General features: G+C 59.1%; 16 protein-coding genes. 11 read left to right on the plus strand and 5 right to left on the minus strand.

Features of this window, described 5'->3' with window-relative positions; all coding sequences use genetic code 11:
• The first annotated feature begins 67 nt into the window (after positions 1-67).
• On the plus strand, positions 68-262 hold the full coding sequence (locus tag GJ629_RS00690; protein WP_157511293.1) for a hypothetical protein: 195 nt from the start codon (positions 68-70) through the stop codon (positions 260-262).
• 20 nt (positions 263-282) lie between these two features.
• Here the strand turns inward: GJ629_RS00690 and GJ629_RS00695 are convergent, their stop codons facing one another.
• Positions 283-1,488, minus strand: a complete 1,206-nt coding sequence (locus GJ629_RS00695; RefSeq protein ID WP_197428351.1) for a nucleotidyltransferase family protein — start codon at positions 1,486-1,488, stop codon at positions 283-285.
• Positions 1,489-1,583: 95 nt separating this feature from the next.
• Between GJ629_RS00695 and GJ629_RS00700 the strand changes: the two genes are divergently transcribed.
• From GJ629_RS00700 to GJ629_RS00715, 4 genes are all read left to right on the plus strand, one after another.
• Positions 1,584-1,898, plus strand: a complete 315-nt coding sequence (locus GJ629_RS00700) for a hypothetical protein (protein ID WP_157511295.1) — start codon at positions 1,584-1,586, stop codon at positions 1,896-1,898.
• Positions 1,899-2,022: 124 nt separating this feature from the next.
• A complete protein-coding gene (locus GJ629_RS00705) occupies positions 2,023-2,481 on the plus strand; it encodes a DUF1616 domain-containing protein (RefSeq protein WP_157511296.1) in 459 nt (152 codons plus the stop codon).
• A gap of 317 nt (positions 2,482-2,798) precedes the next feature.
• The gene (locus tag GJ629_RS00710) at positions 2,799-3,878 is read left to right on the plus strand and encodes a hypothetical protein (RefSeq protein WP_157511297.1); all 1,080 of its coding nucleotides are present in this window, start codon (positions 2,799-2,801) and stop codon (positions 3,876-3,878) included.
• 41 nt (positions 3,879-3,919) lie between these two features.
• Positions 3,920-4,618 carry a hypothetical protein gene (locus GJ629_RS00715; protein WP_157511298.1) on the plus strand — a complete coding sequence of 233 codons (699 nt, stop codon included), beginning with the start codon at positions 3,920-3,922 and terminating at the stop codon, positions 4,616-4,618.
• A 6-nt stretch (positions 4,619-4,624) separates the two neighbouring features.
• Here GJ629_RS00715 and GJ629_RS00720 read toward each other — a convergent pair whose 3' ends face one another.
• On the minus strand, positions 4,625-5,611 hold the full coding sequence (locus GJ629_RS00720; RefSeq protein WP_157511299.1) for a glycosyltransferase family 1 protein: 987 nt from the start codon (positions 5,609-5,611) through the stop codon (positions 4,625-4,627).
• 283 nt (positions 5,612-5,894) lie between these two features.
• Here GJ629_RS00720 and GJ629_RS00725 point away from each other — a divergent pair, with 283 nt between their 5' ends.
• From GJ629_RS00725 to GJ629_RS00750, 6 genes are all read left to right on the plus strand, one after another.
• Positions 5,895-6,986: a glycosyltransferase gene (locus GJ629_RS00725; protein WP_157511300.1), complete on the plus strand. Its 1,092-nt coding sequence runs from the start codon at positions 5,895-5,897 to the stop codon at positions 6,984-6,986.
• Between the two features lie 153 nt (positions 6,987-7,139).
• Complete coding sequence (locus tag GJ629_RS00730) at positions 7,140-8,039, plus strand: hypothetical protein (protein WP_157511301.1); 900 nt, start codon at positions 7,140-7,142, stop codon at positions 8,037-8,039.
• Between the two features lie 27 nt (positions 8,040-8,066).
• On the plus strand, positions 8,067-9,332 hold the full coding sequence (locus GJ629_RS00735) for a sulfatase-like hydrolase/transferase (RefSeq protein WP_157511302.1): 1,266 nt from the start codon (positions 8,067-8,069) through the stop codon (positions 9,330-9,332).
• Between the two features lie 85 nt (positions 9,333-9,417).
• The gene (locus GJ629_RS00740; protein ID WP_157511303.1) at positions 9,418-10,182 is read left to right on the plus strand and encodes a glycosyltransferase family 2 protein; all 765 of its coding nucleotides are present in this window, start codon (positions 9,418-9,420) and stop codon (positions 10,180-10,182) included.
• An 89-nt stretch (positions 10,183-10,271) separates the two neighbouring features.
• Positions 10,272-10,664 carry an oligosaccharide flippase family protein gene (locus tag GJ629_RS17415; RefSeq protein WP_157511304.1) on the plus strand — a complete coding sequence of 131 codons (393 nt, stop codon included), beginning with the start codon at positions 10,272-10,274 and terminating at the stop codon, positions 10,662-10,664.
• A complete protein-coding gene (locus GJ629_RS00750; protein ID WP_197428352.1) occupies positions 10,661-11,854 on the plus strand; it encodes an oligosaccharide flippase family protein in 1,194 nt (397 codons plus the stop codon). Before GJ629_RS17415 ends, GJ629_RS00750 begins: the two co-directional genes overlap by 4 nt.
• A 4-nt stretch (positions 11,855-11,858) precedes the next feature.
• Here GJ629_RS00750 and GJ629_RS00755 read toward each other — a convergent pair whose 3' ends face one another.
• The 3 genes from GJ629_RS00755 to GJ629_RS00765 are packed head-to-tail and all read right to left on the minus strand — an operon-like array spanning position 11,859 to position 15,190.
• Positions 11,859-12,377 (minus strand): hypothetical protein, encoded by a 519-nt coding sequence (locus GJ629_RS00755; RefSeq protein WP_157511306.1) that lies wholly within the window; start codon positions 12,375-12,377, stop codon positions 11,859-11,861.
• On the minus strand, positions 12,355-14,160 hold the full coding sequence (locus tag GJ629_RS00760; protein ID WP_157511307.1) for a DUF2206 domain-containing protein: 1,806 nt from the start codon (positions 14,158-14,160) through the stop codon (positions 12,355-12,357). Before GJ629_RS00760 ends, GJ629_RS00755 begins: the two co-directional genes overlap by 23 nt.
• 4 nt (positions 14,161-14,164) lie before the next feature.
• A complete protein-coding gene (locus GJ629_RS00765; RefSeq protein WP_157511308.1) occupies positions 14,165-15,190 on the minus strand; it encodes a glycosyltransferase family 4 protein in 1,026 nt (341 codons plus the stop codon).
• Positions 15,191-15,193: the final 3 nt, after the last annotated feature.

Below are 15,193 nucleotides of genomic sequence, written 5' to 3' on the forward strand. Positions count from 1 at the left end.
TAACTTCATTTTCACATATGATAATCGGAACGTAGATTTCATATACGACTGTTACATATATTCGCGTATGACTGGAGTCCGTTCGGCCACTCTCCGGGCCTACAACGTCCTCTCCGTCGTGTTGCTCGGTATCCTGTACGTCTGTTTATTAGCAGTTGGCACAGTCGCCAAGCGAGTACAGTCTATCGTCACGACCAGTACTTCTACTGTGGTACACGCTCTCCACCCGACGACGACCAAAGAGACGTCTACGGGTCGGTGACACGCCGGTCTCCGTCGGGGTCATCCCCGGTTCAACGACTCTCGGTACCGGTATAGCAGTCTGACCGGTCGGACTATCCTGTACAGCGGTGAGACGATATCGGGTAGCGAGACGAACTCACGGTCGGCTTCCTGCGGTTTCGTGACTGTGTCGAGGAAAAAACGGACTTTCGTCCGCACCGACGGGCACAACCGCAGTTGGGCACGCAATCCTTCGAGATGTGACCGATCATCAGTGACCCACTCCGGCCTCGTGATCCACTGCGTGAACTGTGCTGCCGTCGCCGTCGCCGATTCCCACTCGCTCGATTCGCGCTCCACTACGTCGTACATCGATTCGGGGTAGTCCGCTCCGAACAACCGATGCGTGATGATGAGCGCACAGAGCGCCATCCGCTCACATCCGTTGGCACGGAGATGCCCGAACAGCGCCCCCAAATCCTTACTCTGCCGAATCAGTGCCGTCACCGCGAGTAGCCACTCCCCACGGTACCAGCAGTGTTTGCTGCCGTGGACAGCGTGCACCATCACGGCGTCCTCGAGCGAGAGTGCTGGTACCGCCTGCCCGCCGATATCGACTCTCGTCCGCCGTTCGTACAACTCCCCGAACGGCAGCGAGACCGGTATGTCGTCCGGGACAGCGTCGGTGTGGAGGTCGATTACCGTCCCCGTCTCTGGGTGTTCGAGGACGACTTCCGAGAGGTGTTTGTACCGCTTTCGCCGTTCGTAGCCCGCCGCTTCCAGCGTCTCGATCGCTTGTCGTCGGTCCGCAGGAGCGACGAGGACGTCGAGGTCGACGAACCTGCGGAGGGAGATGTCCCCGTACGCTCTGCTCGCGACGACCGGCCCCTTGTACGTGATGACTGGGATGTCGTTATCTCGGAGTACGTCGACGATATCGATCAGCGCCGCGGCCATTTGGAGGTTCTGTCGCTTCGTATTCGTCTCCATCCGCTCGACCGCTTCCCGGACCGAGGCCGGGCCTATCGTGTCACGGTCTATCGACGCGAACAGGAGCATATCGATGCGATGGCGTCGGGCGAAGTTGATGGCACGCTCCCAGTCCTCGCCCGGTGGCGTCGGGGGGACCGCCGTTCCGTTCACGTCGCTCGTATCGCCCCGACACCGATGGAGGACCCACTGTTGACACTCGTCGACGGCGCCACCGTCGTCGAGACCTGAAGGGTCCTCGCTCGTACTGCTGGTCGTCTCTCTCTCGGCACCCACCCTTGTCTCCCCCCGTCGTTGGAAGGGATTCAACTGCCTATGTAGTAAGTCTTCTTGGTGTGTAATCGTTCGTCCAACCCGGTTTACGCTGCCGCTTGCCGTGTCCGGACGGCCTCGGGCGACATCTATTTGTATCCGGTCGGGGGATATCCGAACAGATGGGAGTGACCGTGCTCAGTGTAGCCGACGGCGTTATATCGTTTTTCCTCACCGGCGTTGGCGGACTGTTCGTCACCGCTACTCTCGTCGTGGCGCTGGGTGTGTTTTTTCTGTTCGATGCCGACACTGTCACACCGGAGACTCAGGTCGTCAGTGACCGAGCGTTCCGACTGACGCTTCTCGTCTCGTCGGCAGTCTGCGGTGTCGTGTTCGCGAGCATCGTTGTCGTTCGTTCGCTTGCGGCTATCTGATCGAGTCGCCTATTTACGTCGCGTCGGACTGCGTTCACGACACCGCCTATCGGACGTTTCGTGGGCCGAACTTCCCGTGCCACCGGAAGATGTTTGACCTATCGTAGAAACTTTTGACTATCGAATGGTGGATACGGAGACGTTCAGGCGGGTGACCACCGCGGCGCTGTTCGGGCTCCTCCTCGTGTCTCTGGCCGGGGTGGTGTACGTCGCTGTCGACCCACCGCCGGCCGAACGACCCCACACCGAGGCGTATCTCCTCGACCCGGAGGGCAACGCGTCCGAGTACCCGACGAACCTGACCGTCGGTGAGAACGCGTCGATTACGGCCGGTATCGTCAATCACGAACACGAACCCGTGACGTACACGGTGGATTTCCGTCTCGACAACCGGACCGTCACCGAACGGGAGGTCGATATCCCAGACGGACAGCGCTGGGAACGTTCACTCTCGTTCACACCGCGTGAACCCGGCCGTCAGCGGGTCGAACTCGCTGTGTATCACGAGGGGAAAAGCGACCCCTATCGGACAGTCTGGTTGTGGATCGACGTCACCGCTCCTGACCGATCATCATCCACGTAGAGACGGTATCGTCGGTGTTTCGGACCATCAAACGTGTTTCGCGATTCCAGTGAGTTTACCGAGTGCGTGTCGAGTAACCACGAGCAGCGGTAGACATTTACACACTGCGAGAGAGTCATACGGTACAGAGCAGTGACCGATACACGACCAGTCGCCACGGACAGACGCACTCGCTCAGATGGGGTTTCCCTTGCTCGTCGTCGAGTGGGATCTGTGACCGGCACTGCCGACTGGTCATCGCTCGTCACTGGCGTCTCCACGTCTCAGGTACGCGCGTGGCGGCTGAGAGGCACCGGAGACAGTTAGGACGGATACGTATGACTGAAACACCGAACCACAAGTACAACATTCCGGCACTTGGCGAGGAGAACTGGGATCAACTGCTCAACGAGAACTTCGAACAGATCGACAGCGAGGTCGAAATCCGCGACCGGGAAGCCAACAAAGGCCAGTACGATCCCAAGGCGGGGGCGAAGTACGAGGCGACCGATTCCGGCGCAGTGTACCTCGGAAACGGTGATACGTGGGTCCTTTCGGATCGTGAGGTGGGTTCGCTCCAGACGGACGAGACCCGAGTCGAGGGGGCGATGTTCTCCAACAGCGATCAGCGCACCGGCGCACTGCTGATCGACCGGAACGACGACTACCGGGCAGTCTCGTTCGTGACAGACGAGTACTGGGTCGACGAGTCCGACGCAGGCGTCGTGCTCCAGTCGTTGGTCGACTCGATTCGGGAGGCAGAGGGCGATATGCATATCGGCGAAATCTGTGTCGGCCGTGGATACTTCTCGTTCGACACCCCCGTCGTTCTCGATCAACACCGGGGCACGACGCTCGCCGGTCAGTCGTTCAGACAGGGGAACGCACAGTCCGGGACCAGATTCGGTCCCGGTAACCTCCCCGCCGGCCGTGGGATCATCGAGACCGGTGAGATCGGCAACCGGGACAATCCGGGGGACGGTGAAGCGACACACATCCGGAACATCTATATCGACCTCCACGGGCAGAACGTCGCTGGAATCTACAACTGGGCGCAGGACCGCGTCCGCACGAGCGACGTGAAGATCGAAAACCCCGGCCCGGGCGGCAACGGCATCGTGTATATCGGCTCGTTCAACACGAACATCGTGGATAGTTACTTCGATCAGGCGGCGTTCCTGAAGAACAACCCCCGGTCGAAGGACACGAACTCGCTCAGGTTCCACAACGTCACGTTCAACACCAACAATTCGTCGAACCCTCCAGTCGTTCTGTTTACACAAGGGTGTCGGATCACGAACGCCATATTCAACGGCGTCGATGGCCCGGGAATGGATGACGGACTCGCCATCGTCTCCGACGACACCTCTCTAGTGGGTATCCAGTATTCCGACTCGCGCATCGACGCGACGATCTGAAGGGACAGCTCAGTCGGATCCAGTTTGCCGCCTGTGCGTTCGTGACCGGCGGCAACGACGTGCGAGTGTTCAACGGCATCGAACGCGGCGAGTTTACGTCGTGTCGGTTCAGTAGCTCCGGCCGCGCGATAAACGGCTTCACCCGGAGTGCATTCTCGGCCTGTCGGTTCACTGGAATCGGGAAAGAAGCCCTGTACCGATCCGGGAACGGTGGTGGAGCAACCTCCTCGATCACTGGCTGTACCTTCAAGAACTTCGGTCAGGACGATGGGGAACCGGCGATACGGTTCGGCGGGTCACAGAATCACCGCGTCTCCGTGACCGGCAACAGCCTCCGATCGACGAACGGTGCTGATAACGATATCGTTCTGGAGAACAACGCGAACTGTATTCTCGTCTCTGGAAATTGGTGTGACGACGGTATCTCAGCCACTGTGGGCGGCGCGCGAATCGGAAGCCCGCGGAACGTCGTCTCGAAAGTCGTCGGCAACTCCTCGAATCCTGTTGGCTTTGACAGATCAGCGCCGTCTGTTCCAGACGGCCTCGGATCGGACAACTCTCGAGCGAACCTCAACGCACAGGGGGCGTGGGTCCACCACGACGGGAGTGGAGTCAGTATCAACGCGTTCGGGTCGAGGCACTCGCTGTCGGTCGACGCCAGTCCGGTCTTTGTGCCGCGCGCCGGCGAGATCTATTTCGAGGAGGAACCGCCGTCGTCGTGGGACTGGTGGTGGGTCTGATGTTCATTATGTCCCGTCACTCCCCGTGACTCGACTGTAGACCCGTTCAGTTTCCTCGGCAGACTGTTCCCACCGGAATTCGGAAGCACGGTCCCTGGCGTCCGCTGCCAGCTCTCTTCGTCGATCGCTCCCGAACAACTGTTCGATAGCCTCGACGTGTGCGTCGACGTCCGTGGGATCACAGCGTACTGCGGCGTCTCCCGCAACTTCCGGGACGGAGTAGACATCCGAGGTGACGACGGCACAGCCTGCGGCCATCGCCTCGAGGACTGGCAGCCCGAATCCCTCGTGCAGTGTCGGAAAGTAAAAAATGGCCGCCCGTTTGTAGAGGTCGACGAGTTCCTCTTCGGGGACGTAGCCCGCTATCTCGACGTTCTCCGTGGCCGGCGTCGACGGGACGTGCTCGTCCCAGCCACTCCCGGCGATCACGAATCGGTGGTCGACACGCTGGGCCACTTCGGCTATCGCGGCCGGGTTCTTTCGTTTCGCCGCGAGACTGACGTGGAGCATAAACGGGGTCTCCTCACCGCTGTCGTCACCATCGTCCCGATACCGGTCGTCGACGCCGTGGTGGATCACACTGATCTTCTCGGCAGGGAACTCCGCTCTCAACGCGTCCGCGACACTCCCGGAGATAGCGATGATGTGATCACACTGGTCAAACAGCCACCGCTGGGTGTAGTTGTTGACCGGGTACAGCCGCGGCCGGGCGGTGAGTTCCGGCCTGTCGAGAAAGAACAGGTCGTCCGTCGAGACGACGACCGGCACGTCCGAGCGGAGTATCCGGAGGAGTTTCGGGTACTCGAACTCCGAAAGTGCCGCCCGCGAGTAGAAGTTGACCTCGAAAAGGTGGACGATGTCGGCCTCCCGCCAGTCGTCGACCGGTGTCACTCCCCGTTCGACGAGTGCGTCCCTGAGCGATGACATATACATATGCTCGGACGCCGTCGTGTCGGTGAGGGTGAAGAAGTACACCGAGAGGGGCCCGCTCATTGTCTGGACTCCCGCAGCGGCGGTGAAATCTGTTGTGCTTGTGTGTTCCCCGTCACTCCGAACGAACACCGCACTAGCGCTTTCGACTGCCGGAACGGTCGTCGTCCGTATCGAGACTCCTGACGGAGTCGGCGCTGTTTCCCGGTCACGAGACGGGTCGTCGATTCGCTGTGGGGACGTAATTAGGTGCAGATACGCGAAACAACTGACTTGAAAGAAAGGTACTTTTGGTAGTTGCTACATCGTAGATACGTATCCGGCGTCGCCGGGAACACGAGTTGGTATGTACACAGACACAGATGTCGGCTGGGTGTATCCAGCCGTGGGCCACTCGGCGAACGACTCCGATGCCAACTACGGACATCCAGCGCACCGGGGCTTCCAGGAACGGATCGACGCTGATCCGATCTGTTTCCCGGACGTTCCAGTGGGGCCGCTCACTCACACGCTGTTGAAACCGGCCATCGAGGCGACGCGACTCGACGTGCCCGAGTACGACATCTACGTCTTCGAGAACGCGGAATCCGTCTACGCCGCGACGCGGATCAAGCGACAGTATCCCGATTCTACCGTGATTCTGCTCGCTGCACACCGGGTGTTCGGGCTCGAGAGCTACGACTTCGCCAGCGACCAGTTCCCGAAGTCGCTCGTCCGCCGCGCCGACCGGTACTCCGATCAGGCCCTGATTCGTCGGTTCGTCCGCGAACACGTCGACGGTGTACTCGCTGTCTCGAAACACGTCGAACGGACGGTCCGGTCGTTCGCACCGGAGACGCCGACGGAGGTTGTCCACCCGTACGTGCAACCGGCGTTCGCCGCTGAACTCGACGGGATGACGCCGTCGCTCGAGTCGAACCACGCCATCACGGTGTGTGAAGGACGTGATCACAAGGGCGTAGATATGCTCGTGGACGCCTGGGAAGGAGTTCGTGAGTACGTCCCCGACGCGACGCTGTCCATCGTCGGCCGGAACCATCCCGAGGAGTACGAGTCTGTCTCCGGTGTTACCGTCAGCGGGTACGTCGAGAACTTGGCCGAAGAGTACTCCCGGGCGTCACTGTACGTCCACCCTGCCCGCGCCGACGCCTTCGGCGTGACTGTGCTGGAAGCGATGCGCACCGGGGTCGTTCCGATGGTGACCGAGGCAACTGGGTCGTATCCGTTCGTCGCCGACGTGGACGACGACCTGGTGGTCGATCCGACGACGGAGTCGATAGCCCGCGGGGTCGTCCAGTACTTCCAGTTACCCGACGACGAACGACAGGCTCGTTCCGAACGGTCGAAGGCTGTGACCGCGCCGTTCGTCGAAGATGTGAAGACACGTGAATTCGAGTCGCGGTTTCGTTCACTACTCGCACGTCTCTCTACGATATGAACGGGGCCGCCGAGAGTCAAGTACCAGACCAACCCATCGTGTGGTGTTTTCGTGGTGTTCGTAGATCTCTCGTCGATATCCGCTGGTGAGGCGGACGGCTAATATCGACAGGACAGCCATCCTTAATAAACCCCGGGAGAAATCGGCCCGATAATGGTAGGGAGTGGAAGTGTGTCCTACGTGCGGGAACAACTGGACGAGTGGGGGTGGCGGGCAGTACCGAAGATCGGTTCTGAGTACATTCACAAGTTCCCCAACCCGGACACGCAGAGCGTCTGGGAGTTCGAGTGGGACCTGCTGATCGTCCTCGATTCCTGTCGGGTCGACTGGATGCAGGAAGTCGCGTCGGAGTACGATTTCATCGGGGCCGTCGACGAGATATGGTCTGTGGGGGGGCACTCCGAGGAGTGGCTCGAGGAGACCTTCACTAACGGTCCGGACGAGAGAGTCACGGAGACGGCCTACGTCTCCGGGAACCCGTTCGTCGAGAACGTCGCGGACGAACCGTTCGCCGTCCTTGACGATCTCAATGCGCTAGACTACGATGTCGAGTCGCCAGTCGCTCCGGCTCACGTGACTACTGACAGGGCAATCGATGTCGGGCGCTCTGCGTCCGTCGACCGGCAGATCGTCCACTATATGCAACCACATAAACCGTTCATCGAACACGGGGAGGAGAGAGGTGACGTCTCAGTCGCGGACTGGTCGAAAGGGACCGACCTCTATCACGCGTACTTCGATGGTAAAAAGTCGAAAGCGGAGCTGCGGGAGGGATACATCGACAACCTGCGGTACGTCCTCGACGACGTCCGTGCACTGCTTGAGAACATCGAGGCAGACGACGTCGTGATTACGGCCGACCACGGCCACGCTATCGGTGAACGGTTCCTCTGGGACCACCGACAGGGGGTCCAGCACCCCGTTATGCGACGTGTTCCGTGGGTCGAGACCACAGCCGTCGACTGGGGGACCATCGAACCGGCCGAGTACGAGACTATCGACCGTTCAGACGACGAAGTGAACGACCGACTCGAAGCGCTCGGGTACAAATAGCGAGGTAGTCAGCGTGGGATCCAATCTATGACTGTACCGGACATCGTTCTGGTCACTATTGACAGTCTCCGGGCCGACAAATGTGGGTACACCGGCGGAAAGGAACTCACACCGACACTCGACGCGATGGCAGAAGACGGCGTGTCCTTTACGAACGCTATCGCTCCGGGAAACAAGACGTATGAGAGTATGCCGGCAATCTGGACGGGGGAGTTGATGCATCCCAAGCCTGACTCGCTGGAGGGGGATGATATGCCCGGGCAGAAGGAGGTGAATATGCGCACGGAGACGATTCCAGAGATGCTGTCCCGTCGTGGATACACGTGCAAGGCGTTCACCAGTAACCCACACACTAACCGCTCGTCGCTGTTCAGCCGTGGATTCGACGAGTACGAGGATTTCCTCTCCGAATCGAATGGCTCGCTCGCCGAGGCGTTCACCAACCACCCGGCACTGCACAAACTCGTCCATATTTATCGGACTCTCACGGCGAAACGGGTCGCTCGACCGGTTGAATCGTTCTACGACGAGGCGATGGCGTGGTTCGAGAGCGCGCCTTCTCCGACCTTTCTCTGGTTGTTCGTACTCGAACCGCACACTCCGTATCTCCCGTCCAAGCAGTACCGTTCCGGGTCGACGCCGTCGATGGTGTTCGAGAACGCGAGGTTGACGCTGAAGGACTCTCCTATCGTCAGTCCGAACGCTGACCGTCTCGACGCGTGGTACGAGGATACGATCCGCGAGACTGACGACTTCCTCGCGTCACTCCGTGCGGACACGTCGGACGAGACGACGATACTCGTCCACTCGGACCACGGTGAAGCGTTCGGACCGCGTGATCACGGCGAATTCGGGCACGAGAGTCATCTCTTCGAGGAGAACATACACGTTCCGCTCGTCGTCGATACCCCGGACCACTCTGTGACGGTCGACGATCCTGTTTCGCTCACCGAGATTCCGGAGATGCTTCGGTCGATTGCCGACGGCACGTTCGAGATCCCGGAATCAGATATCGCGCTGTCGCGGTTGTTCGACCCCGACAGGCTTGCTGGACGTACGGCTGATCACAAGTATATCGTACAGATAGACGAGGATCACAGTATCGGTGGTCTCGAAGTGTACGATTTGGAAACTGACCCAGAGGAGTCTGAACTATGTCCCGGCGCGGAGGTAAACTTTACAGAACTAAAACCGCTGTTGTGTCACGTGTCTCACGAGCGCGAAGTGATACGTCTCCAGGAAGCGGTCTACGGACACATTGTTTGCGAAGACTTAGAAGGACATAAGGTTTGAATATAAGAAAAATATAATAATAATATTAACAAAATTATATGTACAAGTCAAAAATACTTTTTGTCTTACAACCGTGTGATGCCATATGACAACCCCTTCAGTGAGTTCAATCACAATTACGCTGAACGAGGAATCAAACATTGGTGAATGTATAGATTCCGTAGATTGGTGTGATGAGCACATAGTTGTAGATGAATATTCGGATGACAACACCATAGAAGAAGCTAAATCGCACGGTGCAAATGTATTTACTGCCGAGACTCCTGATGACGCGAACTCCTTTGATATTCTTCGGTCTAAGGCTATAGACTATGCATCACACGACTGGATTCTACGTATTGATGCTGATGAGCGAAGTACTCCGAGTCTCAACCGACGACTCCAGCAACTGGTTGGACAGGACGGAGTCGATTTGGTCCGTGTTCCACGCCAGACGTATATCGGTCAAAAGTGGATTACAAGCGGGGATCGCTGGTGGCCAGATAGGTGCCCTATGCTTTTTCGAGCTGAATCAATTGAAATCTCCGATCAGATTCATCAGTACATCGTTCCTAAGTCCGATGCTGACATCATTGAGCTACCGGCCACTGAAGAAACGTCATTAAATCACTATTCATATAGTTCACTTCCAGATCTGGCTCGCCGCCGATGGCGATATGCAGAAAGTGATGGTCAGAGTCGAAATATTGGATTAAGTTATGTGATTTTAGCTACCGCACAAGATTTTTTTACAGGTATTATTAAAGATGAAGGGTTCCGTAATGGCATCGTTGGAATAGCTGTGCCGATAATTGATTCTTTGTATAATATCGCTGTTGCGTACTATAGTATCAGGGAAAATAATATATAGCCCAAAATTAAAACTGGTGCGATTATATGTACATAAATTCAAGGTGTAAATAATATGGCCGTATCGATATCTAAGTTCATATCGGTGTTATGTCGGCCGCAAAGCTATACAGAATAATAAGAATAATTTATTTATTAATAATGAATAGTAATAAAAATAATAATTCGTCGACTAGTTCCGTAGTAGAGGTCCTTTCAGGAGGGACACTCGTCTCAGTAGCGAAGGTCCTATCGCTTGGCATCGGCTTTCTGACTCAGATAGCACTGGCACGCCTTCTCACCGAATCGGGGTATGGGAGCGTCGTCCTTGCGCTGTCGGTGATGAACGTCGCTGCGCTGGTCGCGAAACTCGGTCTTGACGACGGCGTTACGAGGGAACTCCCACACCATGAGGACAACCCGAAAAAAGCGGCTGGCGTAATCAGAGCAGGGTGGGTCATAGCCGCCGTTTCTGGACTGGTCGTCGCAGTCTCCTGTTCGTGAGCGCACCCCTCGTCGGACGTGAACTGTTCGGCAAGCCGGCAGTCGTCCCGTTACTCCGTATCGCCGCCGTCGGGGTCCCGTTCGTCACGGTCGGTCAAGTGGCCGTCGCCATCGCTCGCGGAAACTTGGACGCGGGCGTGCAGGCGTACGTCTCGCAGTTGTTCCAGCCGGCGATGCGCTTGCTGTTGGTCGTTGCTCTCCTGATTGCCGGGTTCGGTGTTATTGGGGCCGTCAGCGGACAGGTAGCTGCAATCGGGCTGGCAGCGCTCGCAGCCATCTACCTCACCCGCCGATCACTCCCAGCGTACGACGTGACACCAGAATCGATGTACCGCTCCGTTCTCGTGTTTTCGCTCCCGTTGATTGCCGTCCAGGGTATGGGGTTCCTGAACAGCAACGTCGACGTCTATATGGTCGGGTATTTCCTCGCGTCCAGCGAGCTGGGCATCTACAACATCGCACTCCAGTTGGGGAATATAGTTACCGCTATCCTGGGCACCGCAGGCTTCCTCCTGCCGCCGATGCTCACTCGACTCCACGAACAGGGTAAGACCGTCGAGATGCGCCGTACGTACCAAGTTCTGACGAAGTGGATGGTCGTGTTGATTATGCCTATCTTCGTCGTGCTCTTTTTTTCGCCACGCCTGATCATCGGGACGTTTTTCGGCACCGACTACATCCCAGGAGTCCTGGCGCTGCGGATCCTCCTGGCTGGGAAGTTCTTCGCTATCATTATGGGGCTCAACGCGCAGGCGCTCATCGCACTCGGCGACAACAAGGTCGTCTCGTATATTGCCCTGGGTGAAACAGCAGTGAACGTCGCTCTCAACGTCGCGTTGATTCCGGTCGTTGGCATCGAAGGCGCGGCCATCGGTATGGCTGTCAGCACCGTCGTTGGTGACCTCCTCGGCGTCGCAATCCTGTACCGGCGGTTCGGCCTGCATCCCTTCACGAGCAGTGTCCTCTCGCCGGTCGCGGCGTTGACCGTCGTCGCCAGCGCCTCGTACGGACTGCTCTGGATACTCGGACTGCCGGGATTCCTCACCGTCGCCGTCGTCGGTATCCTCTACCTTCCGGTCGTCGCCGTGTTCGGTCTCGACCCGGAGGATCAGGAGCTTCTCGCCACCGTCGAAGACCGCACCGGGTACGACCTCGATCTCGTGCGCCGAACGGTCTTTGCACTCCGTTGAGGAGTCAGCCACCGAGCGTCTCGTTCCCCGTGAACGGCGGCACCTCGTCCTCGCGGTTCTCGTAGTACACTGCGCTGTACCCGCTCGAGTAGAGGCGACTCCCGTCGGTGAACGCGCTCATATTCTTCTCGAAGAAGAAGAACTTGTAGCCGATGGCGAACCCGTCGAGGTCGTCGCTGTACTGTTGGCTGTGCAGATACGTGCCGTTCGGCAGGTCGGTCTGGTTCAACTGGATCGGCTTGTACCGCAGTCCGAGTGCGCCCTCGCTCGCGAGCGTCCCCCGGTAGTAGTCGCGTTGGTTGTCGATACGGACGTCACCGTAGATAGTGTCGTTCGCGCCGAGGTTTCCGGCGACCCAGGCGTGCGTCTGGACGTTACACTGGGTGCAGGCCGCCGCCCGCAGTCGGAGGTTCGGGTCCTCACTATCCAGCAGCCGTTCTTGACTGACTCGGTTACTCGGAGCGACGTCGCCGGTAACCGTCTCGGAGACGACGCCGACGTCAACAAAGAAAGAGTGCGACACCGACCGAGAGTAGCGTCAGACTCACGCTACGGTCCGGGAGCACGGACGCGTCACCGCTGAGTCGGCCGACGATACGCGCCGGTATCGCACCCAGTTCCCGCGCGCCGACGACGGCGAACGGGACGGCGAACGTGAAGATTATCATCATCACCCGGGCGACAGCGAACCCGCTACCCGAGGGGAGTATCGACCCGACGAACATACTGAAAAACCCGATGGCGACGGCGAGATAGCCGAGTTCGACGGACTCGTCGTGGAACACGACGAGCCGTAGGGCCGCGGCGCCGATTCCAATCGTCATCAGCAACCCGAGAAGGACGTAGAAGTACTTTCCGACAGTAATCGTCGTCGCGGCGTAGTTTTGCGTGTACGAGGTGGCCGTACTTCCCGTCGCTTCCACGTAGAGTACGCCCTCGATGGCGGCGATGATCTTGCGCGGCAGGATGACGAACTTCTCGCTGTTTGCAGTGTAGATGTACCAACCGAGCGTGAAGACGCTGTAGAAGGCCAGATAGGCGGGCGAGAGGACTGCAGGGATACCGGCGAGCAGGCCGGCTGACTCGCCCCCGTCGCTTCGGGCCGCGCTGTACCGGTCCGGGAGCATCGACGGGATGTCGGCCCGTACCAGCACCGAGAGGCCGACGAAGGAGACGAACCCGACCAACAGCGAGAACAGCACTACGTAGGCGGTGCCGTAGTGTGAGACGACGATACCAGCACCGAACACTAGCATCAGTGCCCGCCGGGCCACTGGCGGGAGGTCGCTGTCGCTGTACGCGAGGCCCACCAAGGCGATGAACACGACCGGCGTCGCGGCACGGCCGGCACCGGGATAGAGCACGTAGAAGGGATAGGAAAAGACGAACAGACAGACGGCGACCAGCGCCTCGGTCGGCCGGACGAATCGACGGAACACCTCGTAGAGCGTCACGGGCAACAGCGAGACCAGCAAGGGGTTGACGAGGTTCCACTCGACACCGATGGGGAGGTCGGTGACGATAGCGTACGTCGGGAACAACACGCCGTTGGCCAGCAGTGACCCGAACGACCCGGCGTTGGGGATCCAGCGCAGTTGTGCGAGGGTCAGTTCGGGGAGCGGCTGCGTGACCGTGTACACTCCCGGGACGCGCCCGTGGTACAGCAGTGCCAGTGACAGACACCAGATCGCCAGTGGGTAGTACCACGACTCGTTGCCGAGAGCAGCGGCGAGGATCGGTATCGCAGCTATCCCCAACAAGAGGCCGATCAGGACGATATTGTTCCCCGAGGTGTGATAGAACACTGATCCGAGGATGCTGAGTGGGACGAGAAACAGGAGTAACGGCACTATCGGCCGCGTGAGCCACCCACTATCGACGGTGATGGCAAACGACTGCTTTCGGGCGGTCCAGGTAGCCACCCCACTCACGAGCAGCCACGTCACGAGTATCGCGTTCAGCGAGAGCGGGCTATCGAACCCGACGAGCGGGGACAGGACGCTCACCACGCCACCGACGGCCATCACGGCGGAGATACTCAGCCCGAACGCGTAACAGACAGTCGAGGTGAGTGACCCGTCGTACCCGAACTGCAACAACAGTAGCGTCCCGGGGACGAACGTGAGGAAGACGACACCGACGACTTCACGGACGAGCGGCGGCGCCAGACCAACACCCTCGAGAGCGTCGAGGGCACCGATCAGGACGAGCGCTGTCACCGCCAGTGCCAGTACTCGGACGCTCGTCACTCGTATCGAAACGGTGCCGTCGCCTGGCCCGCGGTTCCACTGTAGGGGGTCGGTCATACTATCACCCAGCCACCACCTGTTCGTACACCGCTATCGTCGACGCCGCCGTCCGGTCCCACGTGAACGACTCGGCGCGCGCTCTCGCATTCCCGGCCCGTTCACGCCGGTACTGCTCGTCATCGAGGAGGCGTTCTATCGCTGCGATATGCTCGTCGGTATCGTCGGGGTCCACCAGGTCGATACAGCCACTTCCGATGTCGGGACCGGCCGAGTTGATCGACGCGACGACCGGCGTCTCGCTGGCCATCGCCTCCAGAATCGGTAGGCCGAACGGCTCGTAGATCGATGGGAGATACAGCACGCTCGCAGACCTGTACAGCGTCAGCAACCGGTCCCGATCGACGTAGCCCAGTACCTCGACACCGTCTATGGCCGTGAGCTCCTCACCGTACTTCTGTTGCCAGTCCCAGCCGACGACTTTGAGGGTCGTATCCAACCGTCGGGCGGTCTCGAGTAGTGCGGCCGGGTTCTTGTGCGGCGAACACTTGCTCACGTGTAACACGAAGTCGGTGTCCGTCATTGTCGCCCTCGATAGGAATCGCTCGTGGACACCGTGTGGTATCAGGTGCACTGTGTCGCCGGGGAATCCGGCGTTCACGAGAAACCGCTTGTCAATAGAGCTGATGGCGATGATAGCGTCGACCCGGCGTCCGACCGCTGAAGAGCCCAGCCGTTTGGCCGCATCGGCGACGGTCTGTAACGCTGGATGTGCGTCGACGTACATCGACTTCCCCACGTCCGAGAACTCCTCGACGCCGTGTTCTGTCACGACAACCGGCGTCTCTGAGTCCAAGAACACGCGACCGACATCGCGGACGTGGCGTCTTCGACTCCGTTTTCCCCACACGACCCGTCCCGTCGGATTCAGGAAGTTGAGGTGTACCACGTCGGCGTCGACGACGCCTTCGACGACACGGACCCGTCTATCGGACGCCATCTGATCCCGGAGTTGGTCCATATAGTACCGCTGGGAGGTCCAGACGGCGTCGTTTCGGTCGAGATATACGTTGATGGGATACTCAGCCATTGG

This window comes from Halapricum sp. CBA1109 (assembly GCF_009741825.1).
In the GTDB taxonomy this organism is placed as follows: domain Archaea; phylum Halobacteriota; class Halobacteria; order Halobacteriales; family Haloarculaceae; genus Halapricum.

What these genes read in the sequence shown, in the direction of transcription:
- GJ629_RS00725 (WP_157511300.1), top strand. Translation starts at nt 5,895, where the DNA reads ATGTACACAGACACAGATGTCGGCTGGGTGTATCCAGCCGTGGGCCAC.
- GJ629_RS00740 (WP_157511303.1), top strand. Translation starts at nt 9,418, where the DNA reads ATGACAACCCCTTCAGTGAGTTCAATCACAATTACGCTGAACGAGGAA.
- GJ629_RS00760 (WP_157511307.1), bottom strand. Translation starts at nt 14,160, where the DNA reads ATGACCGACCCCCTACAGTGGAACCGCGGGCCAGGCGACGGCACCGTT.
- GJ629_RS00720 (WP_157511299.1), bottom strand. Translation starts at nt 5,611, where the DNA reads ATGAGCGGGCCCCTCTCGGTGTACTTCTTCACCCTCACCGACACGACG.
- GJ629_RS17415 (WP_157511304.1), top strand. Translation starts at nt 10,272, where the DNA reads ATGTCGGCCGCAAAGCTATACAGAATAATAAGAATAATTTATTTATTA.
- GJ629_RS00705 (WP_157511296.1), top strand. Translation starts at nt 2,023, where the DNA reads ATGGTGGATACGGAGACGTTCAGGCGGGTGACCACCGCGGCGCTGTTC.
- GJ629_RS00710 (WP_157511297.1), top strand. Translation starts at nt 2,799, where the DNA reads ATGACTGAAACACCGAACCACAAGTACAACATTCCGGCACTTGGCGAG.
- GJ629_RS00735 (WP_157511302.1), top strand. Translation starts at nt 8,067, where the DNA reads ATGACTGTACCGGACATCGTTCTGGTCACTATTGACAGTCTCCGGGCC.
- GJ629_RS00765 (WP_157511308.1), bottom strand. Translation starts at nt 15,190, where the DNA reads ATGGCTGAGTATCCCATCAACGTATATCTCGACCGAAACGACGCCGTC.
- GJ629_RS00730 (WP_157511301.1), top strand. Translation starts at nt 7,140, where the DNA reads ATGGTAGGGAGTGGAAGTGTGTCCTACGTGCGGGAACAACTGGACGAG.
- GJ629_RS00690 (WP_157511293.1), top strand. Translation starts at nt 68, where the DNA reads ATGACTGGAGTCCGTTCGGCCACTCTCCGGGCCTACAACGTCCTCTCC.